The organism is Enterobacter sp. 237C8, from assembly GCF_034106865.1.
GTDB classification, from domain to species: Bacteria; Pseudomonadota; Gammaproteobacteria; order Enterobacterales; family Enterobacteriaceae; genus Enterobacter; species Enterobacter asburiae_B.
Window position 1 is genome coordinate 1893453 of record NZ_JAWNDF010000001.1, and the last position, 26195, is coordinate 1919647.

The following is a 26195-nucleotide window of genomic DNA, read 5'->3' on the forward strand; positions in this document are numbered from 1 at the left end:
TCAGAAATACTTCCGCAAATATTCCGTTAAACAGAGAATCGCCATCGCCTGTCCGTACGGCATCGACGTCAGCGGGATCTGGCGATAAAACTCAAGATCGCTGCCCATGCCCGTGCCGAACGACGTTTGCAACAGCTCGCCTTCCGGCGAAATATTTTTGACGATACCGCGAATCGCTTTTTCTGCCACTTCGGCATACTCCGTGCCAACGTAGCGCTTGCGCACGGCTTTCAGAATGCCGTAGGCAAACCCTGCCGTGGCGGACGCCTCAAGATAAGAATGTGGATCGTCGAGCAGCGTATGCCATAGCCCGCTGTCGTCCTGATATTTCGCCAGCGCGGCAATCTGCGCATTCAATACCTGCACCAGGTAGCGGCGCACGGCGCTGTTTTCCGGCAGATCCACAAGCTCAAGGAAGTCCGGGATCGCGATGGTGAGCCAGCTGTTGCCGCGCGCCCAGCGGGCACGGGCAAAGTTATGGTTGCCGTCGTAGCTCCAGCCGTGGAACCACAGCCCGGTCTCCCGGTCCATCAGGTTCTGCACGTGCAGCAGGAACTGATACACCGCCTCTTCAACGTATTCCGGTTTGTTGAGCAGCTTGCCGATTTTCGCCAGCGGCAGCACCGTCATCATCAGCGTGTCATCCCACATCTGTTGATGGTTTTCTTCCGCCAGGGTGATGTGCTGCATCCCGCCGTGTTCCGTACGCGGCATCTCGGCCATCGCCCATTCCGCCCAGCTTTCCAGCCACGGCCGCCAGGCCTGATTTTTGGTCTCTTCGTAGCGATAAGCCAGCGTCAGGAACGGCGACATGGTATTCACGTTTTTGGTGGTCGCGCCTTCCGCAAAGCGGTCGGCAAACCAGCTGTCGATGATGTCTCGCATACCTTCGTCGCCGGTCTGGCAGTAATATTGCCAGATACCGTACAGGCCAACGCCGTGCGTCCACTCCCATCCGGCCCAGCCTTTAGTGTCGATCACGCGCCCGTCGTCCAGCCGCAGCAAAAACTCACCCGTTTTGTCGTGGATATTGACCAGGCTATGCGTCACCTTTTGAATCAGCGATTCCAGCTCGTCCCGGGCGATAAAGCGCTCTGGCTGACGTAATAACGGGCTATGTTTGACAGGCCAAACTTTCATTATCTTAACCTCTGTTGTATGTCGAATTCAGTACCGCGCGATCCTTCAGCGAGGGTGCCGCTGGCTTATTGCGATTCAGATAACCGATGTTGTTATTGCCCCAGAGTGACTCATAAGGCATACCGGCCAGCATCTCAACGGTGGCGCGGGCGTGTGGCGTCGCTGACTCAGGCATCGCATGACCACACTCACGCATTTTCGCGGTCTCCTCGCGCAGCGTGCTGTGGGTCTGCAAATTGAGCCTGAAGCGCAGGGAAACGAGGAAGCCGCAGAACAGCACCAGGATCGTGCCCACGCTCAGGATCGTCAAAATGGTGTGGCTCACTTCCGCAGGCTGCACTTTCTGGCCGCTGACAAAGCCGGACATCTGCATCACGATGCCCACCAGCATCACCGCACCGGCCTGTGACGCCTTACGGGTCAGGGTCATGATGCCCGCGAAGATCCCTTCGCGGCGCTGGCCGGTGATCGCTTCATCCACGTCAGCAATGTAGGTATAGGTGTTCCACGGCACGTAGTTGATACCGCCGCGACCGAGACCGGCAACCGCTGAGATCAGCAACAGCAGAGCGTAGACGTCACTCAGGCCCGCGTAATAGAGCATGGCGTAAGAGAGAGACGCCAGACCAAACAGCACCACGACCATGCGGTAGGACGGTGCAGGCCCGAAACGGATGCACAGCGGGATCATGGCGATAACCGCAAAGAACTGGAAAATAGCCATCGTGCCCAGCAGATTGGACGCCATTGACGCTTCCTGCATCAGCACGAACACCACGTAGTAGGTGAATACCGCATTAAACACGTCCTGCGCGATATAGCCGCCAAGGTACATGCCCAGATGCTGACGGAAAATCTTGATGCGCAGCGTGGAGCTTAACTCAACGATCAGGCGGTTGAGGCTCTGTCCCAGCGTCAGCTTCTTCTTCTCTTCTTCAGCACGCAGCGCCGCTTCTGACCACTCTTCGCGCGGGCGTTCCCAGGTAAAGAACCAGACGAAGGTTAGCATCAGCGCGCAGAGCAAGGAGAAGACCAGGCTTGCGTAGAAGAAGGAGATGGCGTTTTCTTTCCCGAAGTGGGTTAACAGGATCCCCGGCAGGAAGGAGGCCAGAATGGCGGACATCTGCGCCATAGAGATACGCGCCCCGGAGAACTTGGTTTTCTGTTTAAAGTCATCGGTCATTTCCGGTACCAGCGTTTCGTACGGCACCAGAATCATGGTGTAGACAATATCAAACACCAGATAGGTCAGCAGGTAGTACCAGAAGCTCATGTCCCCAACCCACATCAGCGAGTAGCTGAACACGCACGGAATCCCCAGCAGGATAAAAAACTTACGACGGCCGAAGCGCTTACCGAGCCAGGTCGTCCCAAAGTTATCGGTTAAAAAGCCCATTAACGGGCTAACGACGGCATCCAGCACCCTTGCAGCGGCAAAGATAAACGTTGCTTCGATCGGTGAGAGCCCGCAGAAGGTGGTATAAAAATATAAAAGCCAGGCCGCCGTCAGGGCGGTGGTACCCGCCCCGAGGAAATCGCCTGACCCGTAAGCGAGATAATTTGCGAGCCCAATTTTACGTGTTCTCATTGCCGTCACCCCTAATCAGTTTTGGGAGACTCCCTGCAAGCAAGCGTCTTCCGGGAGCTTTTAGACGGCTACAGTAAATGCATCGACCGGTTGATACCTTTCTGTTTCTGCCATCACTAAGAGGGTCAATGGCAATAATGCAAAGAGTACCGTCACGCGCGTCACTGATTTATAAAACAGCGTTTCTATTTGATCAAAAGGTGAGGTCAGTTTTGAGAGCCAGCCATCAAAATTGCTGATGGCTGGTGAAAAGGCAGGGTGTTAGCGGTAGTTCACGATGACAGAATTACTCTGTACTTTCAGCGCCGGGATTAAACGTCCCCCGCCCGGCACTTCCCAGATGAAACGCAAAGGTTCAATGGCCGGTACGCCGTTGAACGCCTGCGTCGTGCCATTTTCGCCGTCAATTTCCGTGCAGCGCGTCTGAGAACAGAGGCGCACCCGCAGCCCTGCGGGCGTTGGGCCAATCAGCCGGTAATTCCAGACCACAAGGCCCATCTGACCGGAAACGCCTTCAGAAGGCGACAGCGGGTTAGATGACATAGCAACGCCCCGGTTGCTGAGGGTCACACCCATGCTGCTTGCCTGCCAGGTGCCTTCCCCGGCAGCGTGCGCCGCCAGCGGGAAGAACAAAATCCAGAGCCATTTACGCATTATTTTCCTCCGATCGTCGCGGTCATGCGGATGTGACGGTTATCCGACAGCTCCATATTCGACAGCACGACCAGCTGGTTCAGGCTACGACGCAGGAAGCGCGACAGCAGCGGACGCAGCGCATGGTTCACCAGCAGCACCGGCGGCGCGCCCAGCATCTCCTGGCGCGCCAGCGCCTCCTGCGTTTGCGCCAGCAGACGGTCCGCCAGGCCCGGCTCCAGGCCGCCCCCGCCCTGCAGGGCCTGCAGCAGCAGGCGTTCAAGCGGCGTATCGAGGCCAATGACCTGCACTTCTCCGGTTCCCGGGAACCACTGCTGGGTGATCGCACGACCCAGCGCCACGCGCACCACCGCCGTCAGCTCGTGCGGATCGCTTTGTATCGGCGCATGCTCGGCAAGGGTTTCCAGAATGGTGCGCATATCGCGGATCGGCACTTTCTCTTCGAGCAGGTTTTGCAGCACCTTGTGCAGCGTGGTTAAAGTCACCACGCCCGGGACCAGATCTTCCGTCAGCTTCGGCATCTCCTGCGTGACGCGGTCAAGCAGCTGCTGCGCTTCCTGACGGCCAAACAGCTCTGCCGAGAATTGCCCGATCAGGTGATTAAGATGGGTCGCCACCACGGTACTGGCTTCAACAACCGTATAGCCCTGGATTTGCGCCTGCTCTTTCAGGGCACTTTCAATCCAGATAGCGGCCAGGCCAAAGGCCGGATCGATGGTTTGCTCGCCCGGCAGCGTGCCTGCGGCGGTACCCGGGTTAATCGCCAGCCAGCGGCCCGGATAGGCATCACCACTGCCAATTTCGACCCCTTTCATCAGAATGCGGTAGCGCGCGGGCGGCAGGTCCATATTGTCGCGGATGTGTACAACCGGCGGCAGGAAACCCATATCCTGCGCGAATTTTTTACGGATACTGCGGATACGGCCAAGCAGCTCGCCATCCTGCTGGAAATCGACCATCGGAATCAGGCGATAGCCCACTTCCATTCCCAGGGAATCTTCCAGCTGAACGTCGTTCCAGGTCGCTTCGACGGCCTGGGTATTCTCCGGCATTTTTACCTGAACAGGTTCCGCTGCCGGTTTGATTTCACGGCCACGCATCCACCAGGCAAGCCCCAGCAGACCCGCCGTAAACAGCAGGAAGACGAGGTTTGGCATCCCCGGCACCAGTCCGAGCAAACCCAGAACGGCAGCGGCCAGCAGCATAACGCGCGGGTTGCTGAAGAGCTGGCCCACCATCTGCTCGCCAACGTCCTGATCGGTACTCACGCGGGTCACAATCACGCCCGCCGCCGTGGAGATAACCAGCGCCGGGATCTGCGCAACCAGACCGTCACCAATGGTCAGCAGCGTATAGCTTTCCGCCGCGTGGCCCATGTCCATCCCGTGCTGCAATACCCCGACCAGCAGGCCGCCGACCACGTTAATCACCATGATCAGAATGCCTGCGATAGCGTCACCGCGCACAAACTTACTCGCACCGTCCATGGAGCCGTAGAAGTCCGCCTCCTGCGTCACTTCCGAACGGCGTTTTTTGGCTTCATCTTCGGCAATAAGGCCCGCGTTCAGGTCGGCGTCGATCGCCATCTGCTTGCCCGGCATCCCGTCCAGCACAAAACGCGCGCCTACTTCCGCGATACGCCCTGCACCTTTGGTGATAACCATAAAGTTGATGATAACGAGGATAACGAACACCACGATACCGATAGCGAAATTGCCGCCCACCAGGAAGTGGCCGAATGCCTCCACCACTTTACCTGCCGCTGCCGCACCGGTATGACCTTCCATCAGGATGATACGCGTGGACGCCACGTTCAGCGCCAGTCGGAGCAAGGTGGTAAACAGCAGAATGGTCGGGAACGCGGCAAACTCCAGGGTACGCTGGGTGAACATCGCCACCAGCAGCACCATAATGGACAGCGCAATATTGAAAGTGAAAAGCAGATCGAGGATGAATGCCGGGAGCGGCAGTACCATCATCGACAGAATTAGCAGGATCAGAATCGGCCCGGCAAGGATTTGCCATTGGGTCGATTTCAGGTTGCCGGGCAGGCGCAACATTGCCACCAGATTAGCCATCAGTGTCCTTCTCGTTCATAAAATCCAGCGCGGCAGGCACCGGAAGGTTTTCAGGTTTCACAGGCCGCTGACCGCCAGCCAGACGCCAGCGCTTCAACTGCCATACCCAGGCCAGCACTTCCGCCACGGCGGCGTAGAGTTGTCCCGGGATCTGTTGTCCGATATCCGCATGGCGGTACAGCGCACGCGCCAGCGGAGGGGCTTCCAGAATCGGCACGCGGTTTTCAGTACCAATTTCCCGGATACGCAGTGCGATCAGCCCCGCCCCTTTCGCAACGACTTTCGGCGCGCTCATTTTGTTTTCGTCATAGCGCAGCGCAACGGAATAGTGTGTCGGGTTGGTGACGATGACGTCGGCCTTCGGCACATCGTCCATCATCCGGCGACGGGCGGCGGCACGCTGCATCTGGCGGATGCGCCCTTTCACGTGCGGGTCACCTTCCATCTGCTTATATTCGTCACGGATATCCTGACGCGACATGCGCAGCTTTTTAAAATGGGTATAAAGCTGGAAGATCACGTCAAAACCCACCATCGGGATAATGCTGAGCACCACCAGCAGCGCGCAAAGCCCAACCAGATTCAGCGCGTTGCTCATCGCGGTGAGCGGCGATTCGCTGATAAGACGCATCATTTCCGGCCAGTGGTACCAGAGGTAAAATCCCGCGGAACTGCCCATCAGCACCGATTTGAGAACGGCTTTGAGCAGCTCAGCCCCGGTCTGCGCAGAGAACATTTTCGCGATACCCGGCAGCGGGTTCAGTTTGGAAAATTTCGGTTGCAGCGATTTGGCACTAAAAACCAGGCCGCCGAGCATCACCGGAGAGACCAGCGCGACCAGCACAACCCCGGTTATCAGGGGCAGCAGCGCGACCATGGCCCCTTTAATAAGCTGAATAATCTGGCTGAGGATCAGATTCGGATCGTTGACCATGCTGTGGTCAAAACGTAAGCCGGTGGACAACATTCCCGCCAGCTTGCGGGCGAGCGACTCCCCGCCCCACCAGATAATGCACACCCCTACGATAAGGATCAGCAGGGAGGTCAATTCTCGGGATCGGGGGATCTGCCCTTCCTCACGCGCCTTTTCTAGTCGGTGGGGTGTGGGGGCTTCCGTTTTGTCGTCGTTCTCTTCTGCCACAGTGCATGCTCAGCCCATTACGTCACGGGTATCATGCCAGCACCGCCTTTCATCAATGGGCTGAAAAAACCCTATAACCGGGTCTTTTTATCCTGTTTAAGCCCCCCTCTGCAATTAGGGTTAGGGAAAAAAGGGCAAGGAATGTTCGAACGAACATTCTCCAGCTTTTGTGATGTGTTTCATATTACAAAATGAATTAAGCGCAGTTTTAAAGAACATTCACTCTAAAATATCCCGAAAGAAAATTAACATAACCGTCGATTTTAACCTCCCGGCATTGCAGGAATGATATAACTATGTAAATTTAATAATTCACAGCAATCGAAACCATATAAATCATTCCCCCACACAATCCCAAAATGGATAAATCTATATAACATTAATCCTGAGACTACCTTACCAGCAGAAAATTAAATGTTATAATTTCATACGACATAATTTACTTTTCACCAGAAAGCAAAATGTATGCCAGATATTTCTTTTTACTTAAGGGACATTTAATATGGATTTCAAAAAGAATATTATTGCGGGCTTAGCCCTTGCAACACTGTCGATGAATGGTTTCGCCGCAGAAATGAATGCCGGCACTATTCACTTTACGGGTGAAATTATCGAATCAAGCTGTACCATTCAGGGTGACGACGGTACAGACAGTACTATCCCACTGGGTACCTATCCTACATCATTGTTTAATACCGTTGGGAAGGAGACCGCACTTACGGAGTTCTCCATTACGCTGGCGAACTGCCCGTTAACAAGCGCTGGGCTTCCGGCTGTTCAGCTGACCTTTAACGGCCCAACGACCCTGACCAAGACCAAGACGCTGCTGGACGTCAGTAAAATTACTACCACGGGCGAAACCGCGGCCACCGGTATCGGCATTGCCGTCAGCCCGGCGGGTAAAGATGATAAGCTCATCACGATGGACGGCGCTGAAGGGCAGATCTATATCGAACTGGCGACAAAATCCGAAGATACGATTAAAGCTGATTTTAATGCCCGCTATAAATCATTTGCAGATGCGGTTACCGCCGGTCCAGCAGATGCTGATATGACGGTAAATATTCTTTACCGTTAATAATCGTATTACTGATATTCATAATATATATATTTAGGCGTCATGACGTTTAAGGAGTCATGATCTGATAATAGTCCGGACTCGGACTATTATCATTTCCCTTCAACCTCCTTTATTAAAGGTTTCACCATGCGCATTTTACTCCGGGTCTTATTATGCATTCCTGTTATTGCGAGCACCTTTTGTCACGCAGCAGGTATTCAGATCGGTCGCACACGCATAATCTACGATGCCGCGAAAAAGGAAGTTGCTCTGCCCTTACAAAATAATGATAAAGAGCTTCCATGGTTAATACAGTCATGGACGGATACTGGTGATGGCAAAACGCACGGACCGTTTATCGTGACACCGCCTCTCTTTCGGCTCGATCCGCAAAAAGAGCAAAGCCTGCGTATTACCTGGAACGGGACAACCTTAGCAGGCGATAAAGAGTCTCTGTTCTATATGAACGTACGAACCGTTCCTGCCACGGCTACGGATGAGGGAGACAAAAACGTCCTGCGGTTAATCTATAAAACGCGTCTGAAACTGTTCTGGCGCCCTGTCGGACTGAGCGGTACGCCCTCTGAATCCTGCAAAAACCTGCGCTTCGCGCGTCATGGTCAGCTGCTCACTGTCATCAACGAGGGGGCGTTTTACAGCGTCTTTGATTCACTTGCGCTGGGAGCGCACAAAGTGGAGAAAGCCGACATGGTTGCCCCTAAATCCCGCGCTGACATTCCTCTCCCTGACAATGCTCAGGGAACGAGCGTCACCTGGCGCTGCATAACCGATTACGGCAATGCTTCCGAAAAATATACCGCCACCCTGGCGCAGGATTAAAAGACCGCGATGATGACAGGACGTAATGATATGTCATACGAGCGGCTCTTTAGACCGAATCCGCTTCTTCGCTGCCTTGGCGGTGTCTTGCTCATCGCGAGCTTCTCGACGCTGGCCCGTGAGTATCGTTTCTCTCCCTCATCGCTTGAAGGAGACATGCTGGCCCAGCAGGATATCGACCTTTCACTCTTTTCAAAGTCGAATGCTCAGCTACCCGGCACCTATTCTTCACGAGTGCAGGTGAACGAACACCGCCTGAGCACCACCAGTATCGCTTACGTCAGCTCCCCGGAAGGGTCACTGATACCGCAGCTCACACCGGATATGCTGCGGGCATGGGGGGTTGCTATCGACCAGTATCCCGCCTTGCTTGCGTTACCCGCCAATAAGGCTTTGCCTAAAGATATCAGCAACTATATCCCCCAGGCCTCCGCGCGGCTTGATTTTTCAAACATGACATTAGCGTTGAGTATTCCTCAGGCCGCGTTAAGAAGTACCGGTCGCGATTACATCGATCCTTCGCGCTGGGACGACGGTGTTCCCGTGTTGTTCAGTGACTACGCTTTCTCAGGATCAAAAAATAAGGAGAGCGGCGACAACAGCGCCACCAGTCAGTATCTGAATTTGCGCACCGGCGCCAACATGGGTGGCTGGCGAGTGCGCAACTATTCAACGTGGAGCAATTCAGAGAATGAAAACCTGTGGGAAAACATCAATACCTTCCTCCAGCATGACGTTGACGCCCTCAAGGCACAGTTCACGGCCGGAGAAAGCAACACGCGGGGCGAGGTATTTGATAGCTTACAGTACCGGGGCGTTAACCTTGCGTCGGATGAAGAGATGCTTCCCTACAGCCAACGCGGCTATGCCCCTGTCATACGCGGCATCGCCAGTTCAAATGCGGAAGTCTCGGTGCGCCAGAATGGCTACCTCATCTATCAGCAAAATGTCGCGCCGGGCGCGTTCGAAATCGACGATCTCTACTCCACGACCAACAGCGGCGATCTGGACGTTACGGTGAAAGAGGCTGACGGCACCGAGCATCGCTTTACGCAGCCCTACTCCAGTATCGCGGTTATGCTGCGGCCTGGGCGTATGAAGTACGAAATGACAGCAGGCCGTTATCGTGCTGAAAGCGGGAGCGACCAAAAGGAACCCGATTTTTTCCAGGGAAGCATGATTTACGGTTTAAATAACCTTCTCACCTGGTTTGGAGGGCTGACGCTCTCGAAAGACTATAACGCAGCCAATACCGGTGCCGGTCTGGCGCTCGGGCCGCTGGGCTCGCTGTCCGCTGACGTTACCATGGCTGATACCCGGCTAGACGATAACAGCCAGCATTCCGGCCAGTCATGGCGTTTGCTTTATACCGGTAAACTGGATTCGACCGATACCAACTTCAGCCTCGGCAGCTACCGATACTCCAGCCGCGGGTATTACAGCTTTGCCGACGCCAACCAGAAGCATGACGGCCACGATGACGATCTGCTGTTTCGTTACAATAAACGCAACCGCATTCAGGCCAGCGTTAGCCAAACCGTTGCTGGGGTAAGTCTGTATCTTAACGGTTATCAGCAGGATTACTGGGGCACCTCTAAAAAAGAGCGCAGCCTGTCTCTGGGATTCAATACCGTTGTTGCCGGCACGAGCTATCACATTGCCTATACGTACAGCAAAACCAACGGCGACGAGTCTGACAGGATGGTTTCTTTGGGATTTAGCATTCCTCTCGCCAGATGGCTGCCACGCGCCTGGAGTAGCTACAACATCAGCAACACTAAAAATGGCTATACGCGGCAAAACGTGGGCCTCAGCGGCACGCTTCTGGAGGATGAGCGTCTGAGCTACTCGTTGCAGCAGAGCCACTCCAACCACGACGGGGAAGATATCAGCAGCGTCTATGGCAGTTACCGCTCGCAATACGCCAATCTGACCGCAGGCTATTACGCTTCCACCGATCACTCTCAGCAGCTTAACTACGGCATTAGCGGCGCTATTGTTGCCCATCCTCAGGGCATCACGCTGGCTCAACCTTTAGGAAGCCAGTTTGCTATCGTCAATGCCAACGACGCTTCCGGCGTCCGTTTCCTGAACCAGCGGGGTATTCAGACCGACTGGCAGGGTAACGCAGTCATTCCATCACTCACTCCGTACCAGGAGAACAATATTCGTATTGATACCTCGAGCCTGCCGGAAAATGTGGACAGCAGCGATACCGCCATCACCGTCATTCCCTCGCGCAACGCGGCGGTGCTGGCCAGATTTGATGCCCACACAGGCTACCGGATGCTGGTCACCCTGAAGCGTCCAAACGGTCTCCCCGTTCCGTTCGGCGCCATCGCGACCAGTAGCGACCCGGTGATGAGCGGCATTGTCGATGAAACCAGCACCGTCTATCTGTCAGGCATTGGAGAGACCGCGCAGCTCACCGTGAAGTGGGGCAACGGCACGGGCCAACAGTGCCGCGCCAGCATTACGCAACAGTCAGCCAACCAAACCGAAAGCCCTAACGGTATTCGCTCGGTTAGCGAGCTTTGTCAGCAGGAATAAGCACATGACAACTATATTCAAGAAACGGGCCGTCTGGGCTTCATTGGCCACGGCACTGAGCCTGACCGCAACCAGCCCGAGCATGGCCGCGACTTTACTTCATGACTGCTTCGGTGCGCCGCAAGCCTACACCACGACGTTCGATCATGAGTTTTCGTCCAGCGAAAATATCGCCAATCATGACTATGATGTGCCAAATCATCTGGTCGGCAATGGCCCGGTGATAGTGGCCAACTGCAGCTGTCCCGGGAATATATTTTCTTCGAGCATGGTTTATGAAAAAACCTTCGCCGGAAGCCCGTTGAAACCGGGAACAAGCGGATACGGCTTTTTGACAGAAAAGATCGATGCCGATATCACCGCCTATGCGGATGCAATCAACTCTCCGGACGGCACTTCTTTGACCCCGATAGCTGTCAATGAATACCCGACGTCCAGAGCTAATATGCGTAACACTAGCGAGAATGCACTCGCCAAAACGGAGGGAGATGCCAACGTTTGCAGTAGTGGCACCCAGCCGAGCAACGCCGCTACAGTAAAGCGTAATTTCCGCTGGAACGTCGTGGCGATCCTGCTTCACATTAAAAAACCCATCCTGGGTCAAGAGGTGATCCCTTCGACGATCGTCGCGCAAAACTATGCCTGTCTTTATTTCGGCTCGGGGGGAAGCTGCGATCCCGGGCAGGCAGATCAGGTCTCTGATATCTGGTTTAGCGGCACGCTTTCTGCGCCGCTAAGCTGCGTTATCAACGAAGGCAGCACCATTGAGGTTGAGTTCGGCAGCATTGTCAGCAAGCAATTCGTCATCAAGGGGCAACCGCCAAAACGTTATGCCATCAAAAACGTTGATATTGCCTACCACTGTGATGATAACGCAGTGGGAAACACGGACCGGATAAAGCTGACGCTGACCGCAGATCAGGGGGTCGCGGACAGCAGTACGCCGTACATTGCAAAACTTCTGGACAGAGACGACCTCGGGGTGCGTGTATATGATGAACACAGTCAGAACGTCGCGCTGGACGGGACCTATGAGTTTCCGGTGACGATGGACGCGCAGGGAAACGGTGTGGTCAAAATTCAGGCTGTACCGGTCAGCACGACCAATGCCTCTCCGGCCCCGGGCCGCTTTGAAGGTAACGTGACGGTGAAGATGGATCTTCGCTAACCGAACTACCCTCAGGTTGACGCCGCAGCCTGAGGGTAATCGAAACAATCAGAAGCCGAGGCTGTCCAGCAGATCGTCTACCTGATCCTGGCTTGCCACAACGCCCGCCTTGCTGGCGTCGAGCTGTGGACCATTGAGCAGGCTTTCGTTCTCGCGTTTTGGACGGGCCGCCGGTTCCGGGATGTTCTCCAGCAGAACCATCAGCAGCTGACGCTCAATCTCCTGGATAACATCCATCATGCGCTTGATCACCTGACCGGTCAGGTCCTGGAAATCCTGCGCCATCATGATGTCCAGCAGCTGGGCGTTGGTGAAGCTGGTGTGCCCCGGCACATCACCCAGGTACTGACGGGTATCCGTCACCAGCTCACGGGCATCCGCCAGCTCGATAGGGTTCTCAAACCACTCGTCCCAGCGTTTGCTCAGCGCTTTCGCCCCCTTTTCCATCGCATCCTGGTGCGGCTGTGACGCTTCGACGCTGTTCAGCGCACGTTCCGCGGCCTGAGCGGTCATCTGCACAACATAGTCCAGACGATCGCGGGCATCAGGAATGGCTTCCGCCGCTTCGGCAATCGCCTGATCCAGACCCAGCTCACGCAGGCTGTCACGCAGCATGCGCGTCAGGCTGCCGATGCGGACGATGATATCGCTCGGCGAGTGTTCTTCAACGGGTTTCATAGCAGGTTGCAACATTTCCATCACCTCACATGCCGAGTTTCTCGAAGATCTTACCGAGCTTCTCTTCCAGGGTTGCCGCGGTGAATGGCTTCACCACATAGCCGCTTGCGCCCGCCTGTGCAGCGGCAATGATGTTCTCTTTTTTCGCTTCTGCAGTAACCATCAGAACCGGCATAGACGCCATTCCGGCATCGGCACGAATGGTTTTCAGCAGTTCCAGACCGTCCATGTTTGGCATGTTCCAGTCGGAGATAACAAAACCAAACCCGCCAGCCTGCAGTTTGTTCAGCGCATCAACGCCGTCTTCTGCTTCTTCAACGTTGTTGAAGCCCAGCTCTTTCAGCAGGTTGCGCACGATGCGACGCATGGTGGAAAAGTCATCCACAACCAAAAACTTAAGCTCTTTATCCGCCATAAAATAATACTCCTGAGTCAAATACGTATTGCCTGTCCGGCACTGATTTTCGCCAGCATCTGCTGGCTTACCTGGCTAAGATCGACCACTTCGCTCACGCCACCCATATTGATGGCCTCGCGCGGCATGCCGAACACCACACAACTTGCTTCATTCTGCGCAATCGTCCAGGCGCCAGCCTGGTGCATTGCAAGCATTCCGGCGGCACCATCGTTGCCCATCCCCGTCAGGATCACCCCAACGGCGTTGCGCCCCGCATGTTTCGCCACCGAATGAAACAGCACATCCACCGACGGACGGTGCCGGTTGACCGGCGGTCCGTCATGAATTTTGATTTGATAGTTAGCGCCGCTGCGCGACAGCTCCATATGCTTGTCGCCCGGGGCGATATAGGCATGTCCCGGGAGCACGCGCTCGCCGTCTTCCGCCTCCTTCACGCTGATCTGGCACAGCTTGTTCAGGCGTTCGGCGAACGAACGGGTAAAGCCTGGCGGCATATGCTGAGTGATCAGAATACCCGGACTTGAAAGCGGCAATGGCTGGAGTACATGACGAATTGCCTCTGTTCCTCCGGTTGACGCCCCAATAACCAGCAGTTTTTCCGAGCTGAGTAAGGGACCGGCCTTCAGGGTCGCAGGCGCGGCCAATGGCGTATGGGCAGCAAGCTTCGCCCGCGATGCGGTGCGGATCTTCTCCGCGATCATTTCGCTGTAGGCCAGCATCCCTTCGCGAATGCCGAGCTGCGGTTTGGTGACAAAATCCACCGCCCCCAGCTCCAGCGCGCGCAGGGTGATTTCCGATCCTTTTCCGGTCAGGGAAGAGACCATCACCACCGGCATGGGCCGAAGGCGCATTAATTTTTCGAGGAAATCTATGCCATCCATGCGCGGCATCTCGACATCCAGCGTTAGCACGTCGGGGTTATATTTTTTAATTAAATCCCGCGCTACCAGAGGATCGGGCGCAGTCGCCACCATCTCCATGTCGCTGTGGCTATTGATAATTTCAGTCATGATCTGACGCATCAGCGCTGAATCATCGACAGACAACACCCTGATTTTACTCATGCTTTTTCCTTACTCAGCGCATATACCGTTTGCCCACGCAGGCTAAACTCACGCGCGAGGTTGCTGAAGTTTTCCGAGTGCCCGGCAAACAGTAAACCGTCAGGCTTGAGCAACGGAACAAACCGACGCAAAATGTCCTGTTGCGTCGTTTTATCAAAATAGATCATGACGTTACGGCAAAAAATGGCATCGAACGGCCCCGGCACGTTGTACTGCTTATCCAGCAGGTTAACGGGCGCGAATTCGACGCAGTTCGCCAGCTCCTGGCGTACGCGCACCAGGCCTTCATGCGGGCCCGTGCCGCGCATGAAATAACGCTGCAGCTGCTGCGGCGACAGCGTTTTCAGTTCATCCTGGCGATACACGCCGTTACGCGCCTTCTCCAGCACCTCGGTATCGATATCGCTGGCGTAGACTTTCCAGCGTCCGGGCGTCATGCCCAGGGTGTCAGCAAGGGTTATCGCCAGCGAGTACGGCTCTTCACCCGTCGAGGCGGCCGCGCTCCATACGCGATACTCCCCGGTGCGACGGCGGGCGTGCTCGGCCAGGACCGGGAAGTGGTGAGCTTCACGGAAAAACGCCGTCAGGTTGGTGGTTAACGAGTTAATAAAAGCCTGCCACTCTGCGCTGTTCTGGTTCGCCTCGAGCATGCTCAGATAGCGGCCAAAATCATCCAGCCCCAGCGTACGCAAGCGCCGCACCAGACGGTTGTAGACCATGTCCCGCTTATGATCCGCAAGCACGATCCCCGCACGCTGGTAGATTAACTGACATATCCGACGAAAATGCGCGTCGGACAGCGCGAGGCGCTGTGTCATCTGCAACAATAATGACGTTTGCCCAGGGGGCATTGGTGATGTCATAGCGCCTTCTTAATTACATTCAGGATACAACTGGCACGGCCTGCGACCGCCCGACTTCTGTTACTGCTTCAACGTGCTCTTTCACATTAAATACCGCGACCAGTCCGGTCAGACGATCCGCCTGGCTGGCCAGCTGATCGGTTGCCGCTGCCGCTTCCTCAACTAACGAGGCGTTCTGTTGCGTCACCTGATCCATCTGGCTGACGGCCTGGGCAACCTGCTCAATCCCGCGACGCTGTTCATCCGACGCAGAGGCAATCTCGCCCATGATGTCGTTCACCCGCGTCACGGAGGTGACGATCTCGTGCATGGTTTTCGCCGCCGTATCCACCAGCGTTGAGCCCTGCTGAACGCGCGAAACCGACTCTTCGATCAGCACCTTAATCTCTTTCGCCGCGTTGGCGCTGCGGCTCGCCAGGTTACGCACCTCCCCCGCCACCACCGCAAACCCGCGCCCTTGCTCACCGGCGCGCGCCGCTTCCACGGCGGCATTCAGCGCCAGAATGTTGGTCTGAAACGCGATACCGTCAATCACGCTGATGATGTCACCAATTTTCTGCGAGCTGGTGGCAATCTCCTGCATGGTGCTGGCGACATGGGACGCCTGGTCGCCGCCTTTCTTCGCCGTCATCGCCGCCTGTTTTGACAGGTCAGACGCCTGACGCGCGTTATCGGCGTTCTGGCTTACCGTCGCGGTTAACTGCTCCATGCTGGCCGCCGTCTGCGCCAGCGAGGCCGCCTGCTGCTCGGTGCGGGACGAGAGATCGTTGTTGCCCGCCGCAATCTCAGAGATCCCGGTGTGCATGGCATAACTGCCCTGCCGCACGTCGCTCACCGTTTCCCGCAGCGATCCCTGCATCGCCTTCAGGCTGGCAAAGATCGCCGAAATTTCGTTCTTGCCGAACACCGCCACCGGACGCGCCAGGTCCCCTTTCGCAATACTGTCGAAGTGGCTGCTGATAATCGCCAGCGGCTGTACGATCATTCTGCGCGACCAGAGCAGTGCCCCGCCGGTCAGCAGCCCTGCCAGGATCACCACCACGGCAAAGATGACGCCCGACATGTGATAGCTTTGACGACTCTGGTCACCGGCACGCTGAACAGACTGGTTAATATCCTGCTGCCACGCGTTAAAGCTGCCGTCAAACGCCGCCTGCGAGGCCTGAACCGGTGCAGTCATAAAGTCCGAAAGCTGGTTGTTCTCAAGCCACGTCGCCTGGTGGTCCAGATCGCTGTACCACTGCTCAAAGTTCGTCTTCATGGCGGCCTTCAGCGCTTTCTCTTTCTCACTGTCGGCGGCCTGCGCCGTAAAGGCTTTAAACTGTGCGTCAGCCTGCTTCAGACTGTCGCGCGCGGTCGCCATCAGCGCTTTAATGTCATCCGGCGGATAACTCAGCGCGGTTAAGGTTCCCGCCTTGTTCAGCGCAGTGCTTGCCTGCAACAGCACGGCACGCGTTTGTGCCAGTGCGGAGCGCTGCTGATTACTCGCCTCAACTTCCTGCAAATTCTGATAGCCATCGCGAAACGCCCAAAAAGACAACCCGTTACTGCCAACCTGCAACACACCGCAAAGGATCAGAATCAAAAACAGTGTGGTCGAGATACGAATACGATTTAACATCCACGCTCCCATCAAGCGGCAAGCAGCCGCGGTTTAATTGTCAGTCAAAATGTTTCCCAGTTTTCATCTTGTCCGGTCGTCGCGGTGCGCGTACGGTTTACAGCCGATTTAGCGGCTGGCACGCGATACGTCGCCTGCGGGGTGACCGTGTTTCCAGCGAGTGAAGCGAGACGAAACGCCGAGACGGCCATCTTCAGACGGCTCGCCTGGTCTTCCAGAGCAGCGGCCGCCGCAGCGGACTCCTGCACCAGCGCGGCGTTTTGCTGTGTCACGCGATCCATTTCCGATACCGCCAGGGCAACCTGGTCGATACCACGACTCTGCTCATCGGACGCAGAGGCGATTTCACCCATGATGTCCGTCACGCGGGTGACGGCATTCACGATGTCATTCATGGTCTCCCCGGCGCTTTCCACCAGCACGGAGCCGGTATCCACGCGGGAGACGGAATCTTCAATCAGAGACTTGATCTCTTTGGCCGCGTTGGCGCTGCGGCTGGCCAGGTTGCGTACTTCCCCGGCCACCACGGCAAACCCGCGCCCCTGTTCACCCGCGCGCGCCGCTTCCACGGCGGCGTTCAGCGCCAGAATGTTGGTCTGGAATGCAATGCCGTCGATAACGCTGATGATGTCGGCGATTTTCTTCGAGCTGTCGGCGATTTCGTGCATGGTTTTCACCACGCCATCCACCACGCGGCCGCCGCGCTGCGCCGTCTCGGAGGCGCTTTCCGCCAGCTGAGACGCCTGGCGGGCGTTATCGGCGTTCTGCTTCACGGTCGCGGTGAGCTGCTCCATGCTGGCGGCCGTCTCTTCCAGGGCGGACGCCTGCTGCTCGGTACGAGAAGAGAGGTCGTTATTCCCCATCGCAATTTCGCTGGTGCCGGTGTAGATAGCCTCCGACCCGTTACGTACGTTGGCAACGGTTTCGATTAACGAACGCTGCATATGGTCAACGCTGTTTGCCAGCTCGGTGATCTCATTGCGCCCGGAAACGGTCAGCGTTTTGGTCAGGTCACCGCCGGCAATTTCACGAATGTGGGCAATGACGCGCCCGAGAGGGTTCAGCAGGATATGGCGAATGCCGTACCAGACCGCGACCAGCACAATGACCAGCGCCAGCGCCATCACGGCCATCTGCCATTTTGCAAAGCGGTAGTCATTCTGGCTTGCCGTAAAGGCCGAGTGATAGAGATCGCCACTGACCTTCGCGTATTCCCCCAGCGCCGCGCCGAGTGCGTTTTGCATCCCCTGCGTTGGCTGCGCGAAATAGGCGTCCATGTTGCCGCTCTCCAGGAACTGAATCAGCTCTGTCAGGCCGGTATGGTAGGCATTGTATTTTTCATCGATATTCTGGCTCACCTGCTCCATAGCAGGCTGCGGGGCGATCTTTTTGAAGGCGTCGTAATGTTTCGCGGCGTCAGCGAGGGTGGCACGGGCATTTTTCAACAGATCGGTTTTCGCGCTGCTCTGCTGATTGTTGGGGTCCATCATCATGCGCGCGGACGAGCGGCTCAGGTTGATACGCGTTTGCAGCATCAGATCCCACGTCGACGTGAGTTCACTCTGCTGCAGGCGGAGATCGTTCGAGGCCGCGAAGCTGTCCTGGTTCTGTTTTAATGACGAGAAAAAAAGCCCGCCGGAGATGAGCTGAAGAAGTGCGAAAATGACCAGCACCATCATGAGCATTGTGACAACGCGGATACGGTTCAACATACAACACCTTCTCATAGATTTATTAACGGTGTTATCGGCACAGCCCACAGGAACTTTACATTTGCGAAAGGGAAAAGCGCGGGGTTAAAACGCCACGTCGACAATCAGCGTGTCGGTGTAGGTTCCAGCGGGCGGCGTGGCCTGATTGGTCAGGACTTTCGCGGTGTAGTTGTAGGTGCGCAGTAAACCGTCGGTACTGACCTGGGACGATACCGCGCTGGACCAGCGCTCGCTACCGCTGCCGCCCCAGCGGTTACCGGTGGCTTCCTTATAGATGTCGTAGCTCATGGCGTTGCTGCCGCTCACCATCCGCCGCACGTTGTTCAGCGCGTTGGCACCGTTATTAATGCCGATGGTATACGAACTTCCTTTGGTACAGGTGACGGCAATCGCCTGCGAGACGGTGGGGAAACTTTGCACCAGCGGCGCGCTGTTGAAGTTCACATCTGGCGTGGTCATGGCGCTGCAGTCGTTGGTGACGGTCATATCCAGCAGGATGGTGGTTGTCGCGGTTCCCGTCTGATTGATTGTGCAAATGCCGAGCGCGCCGACGGAGCAGACGCTGTAGTTAATGCTGAAGGTTAACTGCACCTGATATGGCCCGGCAGTGACGTTTTGCCCGGCGACGGTGCGGAAATAGAGCGGAATGTTGTACTGCTTTGACCCCAGCAACCCCAGCAGGGTACTCCCGCTCCAGGTATACGATTTACTTATCTGTACCTCGCTGCTGCTCGCGCATCCCGATAACCCGCACAGCCGGGTGGGGATCGCGTCGGTGATGGCCGCATTATCCGTGCGTTTCATCGTGGCCCGGCTGCTGCCCGAAACCGATGCCGCGGTGTAGGTCAGCGTTACCGAGTCGCTGGTCAGCAGATTCAGTACGGCATCGCAGGCCACCACCAGCGTGCCGGTGGTTTGAACTTCTCCGGTTCCGCTAAGCGCGAACGAGGTGACGCTGCCAAACGACGCATTAACCGTACTGACGGTACACGCTGCCCAGCCGCCGCCGGAGAACAGCAGCAGGATGAATAGCAGCAGGCGCGTCATGGCTCCTCCCGGCAAACCAGCGGCCCGTAGGTTTTCAGCTTGTGCTCCGGATTGGCCCCCACGGTCAGGGTAGTCTTACAGCGCCTCCCGTCAGGTGCGATCACCTCCAGCGGGTTCACATCGCTGAGATTTTCCAGCCAGGCGATGCCGTCATACCCCACCACCGCATTGCTGCGCGAGGTGCGTCGAACCTGGCTTCCCACCGGCAACGCCTTCCCGCGCGCGTCATGCAGAATAACGCTGGCCACCCGTTCCTGCTCCATCGGGAAATCGACCAGATAGCCGCTGTGGCGCCGAATCGCGATCCGCCGCTCGGTCTCTTTCAGACGGGTATCCGCCGGCAGATTCAAAGTATCAATCCGGTAGCTTGCCGGGTAATACGCCGACACCCCGCTGACCAGGAGGTAGCCGTTGTTATTGGTTTTACCGACGGGCTGGTTCTCATAGCTGACGGGCACGTCCGGGTGCCCATCGGTACTGATGACCACAAACGCATCGTTGATCTTATTCGCCGCGAACAGCTCGCCGTCCATCAGCACAACGGCGCCCATCGCCTCGCCCCACCAGGTCATGGCATCCCTTTCGCCATAGCCGCCGCCCTGCAGCTCGATGTTGTTATTGCGCCAGCCCAGCGTACCCTGCTGATAATCACTGGATCTTGACTGGTTGGCCCAGGCCATGTTCCAGCTGAACCCACCGTCAGAAGGCATGGAGTGGTTGTAGTTAATGCGCTGGGTACTGCCTGCATCCGGGGTATTTTCAACGGTGACGGCAGCGCTGTCGCGCGCACCCAGCGGCACCTGCAGCGACAGCGCGACCGTCCAGTCTCCCCGCTGCCGATCCCGGCTGCCGGCCAGGTAAATACTGCTCGCCCCCCACAGGTTGCGGCTCCAGGAGAGATTGAGCAGCTCGGTTTTTTGGCTGTCAAAACTCTCCACGCCGATCCAGGCCGCACCGATATTGCCGTACCGTCCCAGATTGAAGGTCAGCGAATACTGGTCCGTATTACGGCTAAAGCTGGCGATGGGCTTATCGTTTTCGTCATACACCGTCGGCTGATCGTAAAGGGCGAGATTGCCAAAGCCGCGGTCGCGACGCGTGTGCTGAGTGGCGACGCTAAACTCGCTGGTACTGTACTGGTAACCCCAGTTGATTTGCCCGCCCGTATCACCGCGCATGCGGCTTTGCGAGTAAGAGGTATTCACCACGCCAAACTGGCCGAGTTTTATCACCGTCCCCGCGCCGCCCAGCGCCAGCTCCTGCGCCCCTTCCGCGTGGCCCTCGAGGGTTAGCCAGTCCGTCATCCCGTAGCGATACGAGCCGCTGCCGGCTGCCGGACCGTAGTCAAAATTCTTGATGCCGTAATTACGCCGCAGGCTGCCGAGCGTCACGGCGCCGTCGCTCAGCCCTTGTTTGAGCAGGTCGCTGGTGACGTAAAACGGTAGCGTGGTGCTTACCTGGCGCCCCAGCGCATCCGTCGTGACCAGCACCGCATCCCCGGCGCCGTTGATATAGGGCAGATTAGTCAGGGTGAAAGGCCCCGGCTGAAGCTGGGTTGAACCGGAGCGATAGCCGTTGATAAAGAGATCGACCGAAGTGGGTACCGCGGCTTCCCCCGCGAACTCGGGCAGCGGCCATGTCACCAGGTCAGGACGCAGGGAGAAATCCCGCCCGACGCTTATCCCCCCCATCCGCACGCTGGAGCTCCAGCTCAGGGCATCGCTGATCACGTCCCCGGCGCTCCAGCTCATCGCGTCATCTTCGTTAGCGAACAGCAGGGTCGTGTCATAGCGGACATAACCTTCCTGCTGGCCGTCGTTACCGGTGAAATTTTCCCGCGCGTAACCGGTCGAGGAAAACGAGCCGTTTTCGTTGAAGTAGCGGAACTCATGCCAGATCGACGCCTGACCACCGATATGTTCCGTGTGGTTGGTGTAGAGATCGTAATTCAGCAGCGCCCCGCGCCCGTAGTGCGGTTTGGCCTGCGCCGCTTGCGCGCTGAAAGGCGTCACGCGGGCCGTCACCCAGTCGCGGGGAACGGTCAGCAGCAGGCGCTGCGCGGCGCTGTCGTACTCCACCCGAACCTGAGCAAGCGAGGAGAGATTTACCTCGCCGGTGGGAACGTGCGCCGGGGGCAGCCCCGCGCGCAGCAAATCGGCGCTGGAGATAAAGAAAGCGCCTTTACGCTGCGTCACGGGCACGACCAGGCCGGTATCGTAATGATTGACCACGATGGCCAGCTGGAAAACCGCTTCATCATTTATCGCCTGTGCCTGGGGAGGCGGCGGTAAACTGTCGTCGCCGGGCCCGGCCAGAGTCGCGGAACTGACGCATAGCAGTATCATCATCGCCGGCTTCAGTTGACGGGCGTCGACTGCCATTGTTCGTCCCTGGCATTAATCTGCGCGCTCATCCGCTCTGGCTGACGAACGCCAGCGGGTATAGGCCAGCTGCGGGTGCTGCCCGGCAGGACGTAACCCAGCAATCCCTCCGCCACCGTGCGTTTCTGACCGCCCTGCTCCAGCGCCACCTGGCTCAGCCTGACGTGGACATCACCCCGATTTTTGACCTCCAGCGCAGGCTTCCCCTCCGCCTGCGTCACCCGCCAGCTCAGGTTTTGGGTCTCCGCCAGCGCGTGATGCGCGCCCTCTTTGATGGTCGGGATCCCCTGCCCATATACGAACAGAGGGATGGAGTAACGCATCTGCAATTTCAGGCCGATGGCGGGTTCGGCTTTGGCATCTGGCTGGGGAATTTCATCGACGATAATACGATAGGCCTGTTCGACCCCAGCGGGAACCGAAGCCTGTTTGATAAGGCGAATAAGCTGCTTGCTGCCTGTGCCAATCGTGACGATGGGCGGGCTGGCGACCACGTCCTGCTGCGCGGTATAGCGCTCGTGTCCGTCCTCCTGCTTCCAGCGCACAATGCGGACCTGCATCGTCGTGGCACTATTTCCCTGGTTCTGGATCCACAGTTCCGTGGCGTTGGCGTCTGCAGCAAGCCAGGGATCGATGGGCCAGAGCAGGATGGTGGCCGCCGCCTGCGCCTGGCCAGCAACCGCCATTCCCAACGCGCCCGCCAGACAAACCGGTCTGAAAAATGGCTTCATCAACACTCTCCCTTTATTACCATGACAAGGTCACGGTGAGCTGATCGGAATAGGTTCCCGCCGGGCTAAACCCGGTCAATAGCGCCACGCCAAAAAGCGGCAGCGCGATGTTATTGCTGTTGGTATAGGTCACCGCTATCGCCTGGTTGACGCCAATTTCGCTGTTTGCGGCCAGCGAGCTGCTGCTGTAGAGCCGGTATGGCACCACGTCGGCGCCGTTCGCGCGCTTCATGCGGCGAACGGATGAATAATTTTGACCGCCATTAATGCTCATGCTCAGCGCCACGCCTGGCGTACAGGCAATAGACAACGCCCCGTTTGGCACAAAGCTGGTGCTGACCGGCGCGCTCTCAACGCCGTTATGGCTGCCAAAATCCAGCGTACCGAGAAGCCCTCCGCTACCGGTGGCCACCGCGCATCCCGGTACGATCGTCGCGCTGACCTTAAACGACTGGGATGTCACCGCATCCGCCGTGGGCATCGTGAGCAATCCGACGATCAGCGCGAAAAAAGGCTGCACGCGTCCCTCTGCGCGTTTGCGCAGACCTGTGAGAGATGCCTTCATGGCGGTTTGGGACTAGTAGGTGACGCTGACGTTAATCGTGTCGGTGTAGGTTCCCGGAACGACCGTCACGCTGTTACCGCCGCCGGTAATCCGTCCGTAGAGGGTGTAACTGTCCACCCCTCCGGCCGTAGACGCGATCGGCAGCGCGGCGTTATTGGCAATCACGGTGTTAAACCCGCTGTCGCTGTACAGGCTGTAAGCCACGCCCTGTGCCGCGTTGGCCGTATTCACCAGATAGCGTTCAGGCGTGCCCGGCGAACCGACAACGGAGCCGGGCGCGGTGGAGTGGGTATTACCGGTGATCGCGACCGTATAGCTGGCGGTCGTACATTGAATGGTGAAGGTGTTTCCGCCGCTAGCGCCGCTCAGCTGCGTCGTAAGCGTGGAAAAGGTTGCCGGATGGGTACCGAAATCGAGCGTACCGAAGTTAATACCACTCTGCGCGGGCGAGCCGTTTATCAGACACCCGTTTGTCAGCGTCAGCGTTGCACCGATGGTGCCGCTGCTGGTGACGGCCAGCGCCTGATGGGCCGTTGTCCCAGCCAGTAAGGTGCCTGCGCAGATCAAAAGAAGTTTTCTTTTCATTTACCACCCTCCAGAAGACGTCTCCGTTCCCTTGCCACATTTTATTTTTGTCGTTCAAGATGTTAGCCCCGCTTAACGTTCCTCTGAGGGGGTTATTGAGAATTTAGTTTACGGATATCGCTTCGACCACCCGACCCTTAACGCATAAGGCATATGTCTTATTGACTCAACTTTCTTATAAATAACAGAAGGTTAAATTAATTCAGGCAGCGATTTTATTCTATTCGGGGAGAATATATCCATTAAAGTGTGACGACGATCACAATATATCGTCAGCACATTAACAACAAAATTAATAAAAATTAAAAAGGAGTTGTATCCCCCTACACTTTGCGTCAATTTATGTGCCGAATAATTTCCCGCATCGTAATAAAAAATTTATATGTATCGACGCGGGCCACATCTGAAGCGCATAGAGGATCTTTTTTCGTGGCAAGTGCAAACAAACTCACACTCTTCATCGTGATATTCATGCTGGCGGGTATTCTTTCAGGGGCAGCAATTCATGAGTATGCATCTGCGGATGCCATCAAAGCCTGGTCGGATAATATTACCCTTCTGACCGATATTTTCCTCCGTCTGATCAAAATGGTCATTGCACCCTTGGTCTTCAGCACGCTCACCGTCGGCATTATGAAGCTGGGCGAAACCTCCACCATTGGCCGCGTTGGCGGCAAAGCGATGGTGTGGTTTATCAGTTCATCCGTGCTCTCTATTCTGGTTGGCCTGTTTATCGTCACGCTGGAGCATCCGGGAAGCGGTCTGAACCTGACGGTTCCGACAGAAGCGGTGGATACCGGCCTGGCCGTTGGCGGCATGACGCTGAAAGCGTTCCTGTCGCACACCATTCCAACCAGTATCGCGGGGGCGATGTCGAACAATGAGATCCTGCAGATTGTGGTGTTCTCAATGTTCTTCGGCATCGGCGGCGCGTCGCTGGGGCAGAAATTCAACGCGCCGCTGGTGGCCGCGCTGGATGTGGTTTCCCATATCATGCTGAAGGTAACGGGTTACGTGATGTACGTTGCTCCGCTGGCCATTTTCGCGGCGATTTCATCCGTCATTGCCACGCAGGGTCTGGGCATTCTGCTGAACTACGCCTCCTTTATTGGCGGCTACTATGTTGCCATTCTTCTTACCTGCATGGTGCTGCTGGCCGTGGGCTACATGGTGCTGAAAAAAGAGGTGTTTCGCCTGGTCAGCATGCTGAAAGATCCGGTCCTGGTGGCCTTTACCACCAGCAGCTCTGAAGCCGCCTACCCGAAAACGCTGGAACAGCTGGAGCGCTTCGGCTGCTCGCGCAACATCGCCTCTTTCGTTCTGCCGATTGGCTACTCCTTCAACCTGGTGGGTTCGATGGTGTACTGCTCTTTCGCCTCGATGTTTATCGCTCAGGCGTACAACATTCACCTGAGCTTCTCTGAAGTGACGGTGCTGATGCTGACCCTGATGCTGGCGTCGAAAGGGATAGCCGGCGTACCGCGTTCTTCACTGGTGGTGCTGGCAGCAACCATTCCGAGCTTTAATATTCCGGTGGCGGGGATTCTGCTGCTGATGGGGATCGACCACTTCCTGGACATGGGCCGTTCCGCAATTAACGTGCTGGGGAATGGGATCGCGACTGCGATGCTGTCACAGAATGAAGGCCCGCGGGAAGCGGAAGCTGAAGCTGAGCTGGTAAAGCAGGAAGCGTAAGGTGAAAAAAAGGGTGAGGCCTGATGCCCTCACCCCTGCCCTCTCCCACAGGGAGAGGGAGCAAACACAAAAAACGGCAACCTGGGTTGCCGTTTTGCATTTACCTACGCTACGTGACTCGCGGCGATATCCAGCAGCGCCATCTCATCGCTGTTCAGCAGCTTCTCGATGTTCACCAGAATCAGCATACGCTCGCCGAGCGCGCCCAGGCCGGTCAGGTATTCGGTCGACAGCGTGACCGCAAACTCCGGCGCAGGACGAATTTGGTCAGAGGTCAGGGAAAGCACATCAGATACGCCGTCCACCACGATACCTACCACGCGCTGCCCCAGATTCAGAACGATCACCACGGTGTTGTCGTCGTAGTCAACGTCGCCCTGGCTGAACTTCACGCGCAGATCCACGATTGGCACAATGACGCCACGCAGGTTGGTGACACCTTTAATAAAAGCAGGCGTGTTAGCGATGCGGGTAACCTGGTCGTAACCACGGATTTCCTGCACTTTCAGGATATCGATGCCGTACTCCTCATCGCCTAAAGTGAATACCAGGAATTCCTGCCCTGATGGCTCGCCCGCCAGTTTCGTTACATTACTCATACCGGTCATGTTATTAC

22 protein-coding genes are annotated in these 26195 nt (G+C 56.7%); 5 read left to right on the plus strand and 17 right to left on the minus strand.

What is annotated here, in order from left to right:
• The 5 genes from USF70_RS09165 to flhB form a co-directional block, all read right to left on the minus strand.
• On the minus strand, positions 1-1140 hold the full coding sequence (locus USF70_RS09165) for a glycoside hydrolase family 105 protein (RefSeq protein ID WP_232937749.1): 1140 nt from the start codon (positions 1138-1140) through the stop codon (positions 1-3).
• 4 nt (positions 1141-1144) lie between these two features.
• A complete protein-coding gene (locus tag USF70_RS09170) occupies positions 1145-2728 on the minus strand; it encodes an MFS transporter (protein WP_039263661.1) in 1584 nt (527 codons plus the stop codon).
• 261 nt (positions 2729-2989) lie between these two features.
• Positions 2990-3382 carry a flagellar protein FlhE gene (flhE, locus tag USF70_RS09175; protein WP_033145861.1) on the minus strand — a complete coding sequence of 131 codons (393 nt, stop codon included), beginning with the start codon at positions 3380-3382 and terminating at the stop codon, positions 2990-2992.
• A complete protein-coding gene (gene flhA, locus USF70_RS09180; protein WP_033145862.1) occupies positions 3382-5460 on the minus strand; it encodes a flagellar biosynthesis protein FlhA in 2079 nt (692 codons plus the stop codon). The genes flhE and flhA overlap by 1 nt, the downstream gene beginning before the upstream one ends.
• On the minus strand, positions 5453-6601 hold the full coding sequence (gene flhB, locus USF70_RS09185) for a flagellar biosynthesis protein FlhB (protein ID WP_033145863.1): 1149 nt from the start codon (positions 6599-6601) through the stop codon (positions 5453-5455). The genes flhA and flhB overlap by 8 nt, the downstream gene beginning before the upstream one ends.
• 502 nt (positions 6602-7103) lie before the next feature.
• On the opposite strand from flhB, the gene USF70_RS09190 reads away from it, so the two are divergent.
• The 4 genes from USF70_RS09190 (at position 7104) to USF70_RS09205 (ending at position 12219) form a co-directional block, all read left to right on the plus strand.
• On the plus strand, positions 7104-7679 hold the full coding sequence (locus tag USF70_RS09190) for a fimbrial protein (protein WP_047061101.1): 576 nt from the start codon (positions 7104-7106) through the stop codon (positions 7677-7679).
• Between the two features lie 129 nt (positions 7680-7808).
• Positions 7809-8501: a molecular chaperone gene (locus USF70_RS09195; RefSeq protein ID WP_087822791.1), complete on the plus strand. Its 693-nt coding sequence runs from the start codon at positions 7809-7811 to the stop codon at positions 8499-8501.
• A gap of 9 nt (positions 8502-8510) precedes the next feature.
• The gene (locus tag USF70_RS09200; protein WP_320735555.1) at positions 8511-11051 is read left to right on the plus strand and encodes a fimbria/pilus outer membrane usher protein; all 2541 of its coding nucleotides are present in this window, start codon (positions 8511-8513) and stop codon (positions 11049-11051) included.
• 4 nt (positions 11052-11055) lie between these two features.
• Positions 11056-12219, plus strand: coding sequence for a fimbrial protein (locus tag USF70_RS09205; protein WP_087822793.1), 1164 nt, complete (start codon positions 11056-11058; stop codon positions 12217-12219).
• Positions 12220-12267: 48 nt separating this feature from the next.
• Here the strand turns inward: USF70_RS09205 and cheZ are convergent, their stop codons facing one another.
• The 11 genes from cheZ to USF70_RS09260 all read right to left on the minus strand — a co-directional run bounded on the left by cheZ (position 12268) and on the right by USF70_RS09260 (position 23884).
• Positions 12268-12912, minus strand: a complete 645-nt coding sequence (gene cheZ / locus USF70_RS09210; protein WP_023312251.1) for a protein phosphatase CheZ — start codon at positions 12910-12912, stop codon at positions 12268-12270.
• Positions 12913-12922: 10 nt separating this feature from the next.
• A complete protein-coding gene (gene cheY, locus USF70_RS09215) occupies positions 12923-13312 on the minus strand; it encodes a chemotaxis response regulator CheY (protein ID WP_008500431.1) in 390 nt (129 codons plus the stop codon).
• 17 nt (positions 13313-13329) lie between these two features.
• Positions 13330-14379, minus strand: a complete 1050-nt coding sequence (locus USF70_RS09220) for a protein-glutamate methylesterase/protein-glutamine glutaminase (protein ID WP_029741783.1) — start codon at positions 14377-14379, stop codon at positions 13330-13332.
• On the minus strand, positions 14376-15242 hold the full coding sequence (cheR, locus tag USF70_RS09225; protein ID WP_023312253.1) for a protein-glutamate O-methyltransferase CheR: 867 nt from the start codon (positions 15240-15242) through the stop codon (positions 14376-14378). Before cheR ends, USF70_RS09220 begins: the two co-directional genes overlap by 4 nt.
• 19 nt (positions 15243-15261) lie before the next feature.
• Entirely contained in the window at positions 15262-16863 is a 1602-nt protein-coding gene (gene tap, locus USF70_RS09230) for a methyl-accepting chemotaxis protein IV (RefSeq protein ID WP_033145869.1), read from the minus strand.
• 44 nt (positions 16864-16907) lie between these two features.
• Positions 16908-18575 (minus strand): methyl-accepting chemotaxis protein II, encoded by a 1668-nt coding sequence (gene tar, locus USF70_RS09235; protein WP_232937735.1) that lies wholly within the window; start codon positions 18573-18575, stop codon positions 16908-16910.
• An 84-nt stretch (positions 18576-18659) separates the two neighbouring features.
• Positions 18660-19622, minus strand: a complete 963-nt coding sequence (locus tag USF70_RS09240; protein ID WP_069303012.1) for a spore coat protein U domain-containing protein — start codon at positions 19620-19622, stop codon at positions 18660-18662.
• Positions 19619-22003: a fimbria/pilus outer membrane usher protein gene (locus USF70_RS09245; RefSeq protein ID WP_232937730.1), complete on the minus strand. Its 2385-nt coding sequence runs from the start codon at positions 22001-22003 to the stop codon at positions 19619-19621. The genes USF70_RS09240 and USF70_RS09245 overlap by 4 nt, the downstream gene beginning before the upstream one ends.
• The gene (locus USF70_RS09250; RefSeq protein ID WP_047061107.1) at positions 21979-22734 is read right to left on the minus strand and encodes a molecular chaperone; all 756 of its coding nucleotides are present in this window, start codon (positions 22732-22734) and stop codon (positions 21979-21981) included. Before USF70_RS09250 ends, USF70_RS09245 begins: the two co-directional genes overlap by 25 nt.
• A gap of 16 nt (positions 22735-22750) precedes the next feature.
• Positions 22751-23299 carry a spore coat U domain-containing protein gene (locus tag USF70_RS09255; protein WP_047061108.1) on the minus strand — a complete coding sequence of 183 codons (549 nt, stop codon included), beginning with the start codon at positions 23297-23299 and terminating at the stop codon, positions 22751-22753.
• Positions 23300-23311: 12 nt separating this feature from the next.
• Complete coding sequence (locus tag USF70_RS09260) at positions 23312-23884, minus strand: spore coat U domain-containing protein (RefSeq protein WP_167818538.1); 573 nt, start codon at positions 23882-23884, stop codon at positions 23312-23314.
• Positions 23885-24313: 429 nt separating this feature from the next.
• On the opposite strand from USF70_RS09260, the gene USF70_RS09265 reads away from it, so the two are divergent.
• Entirely contained in the window at positions 24314-25579 is a 1266-nt protein-coding gene (locus USF70_RS09265) for a dicarboxylate/amino acid:cation symporter (protein WP_320735556.1), read from the plus strand.
• A 104-nt stretch (positions 25580-25683) separates the two neighbouring features.
• Here the strand turns inward: USF70_RS09265 and cheW are convergent, their stop codons facing one another.
• Positions 25684-26187, minus strand: a complete 504-nt coding sequence (gene cheW, locus USF70_RS09270; RefSeq protein WP_023312262.1) for a chemotaxis protein CheW — start codon at positions 26185-26187, stop codon at positions 25684-25686.
• Positions 26188-26195: the final 8 nt, after the last annotated feature.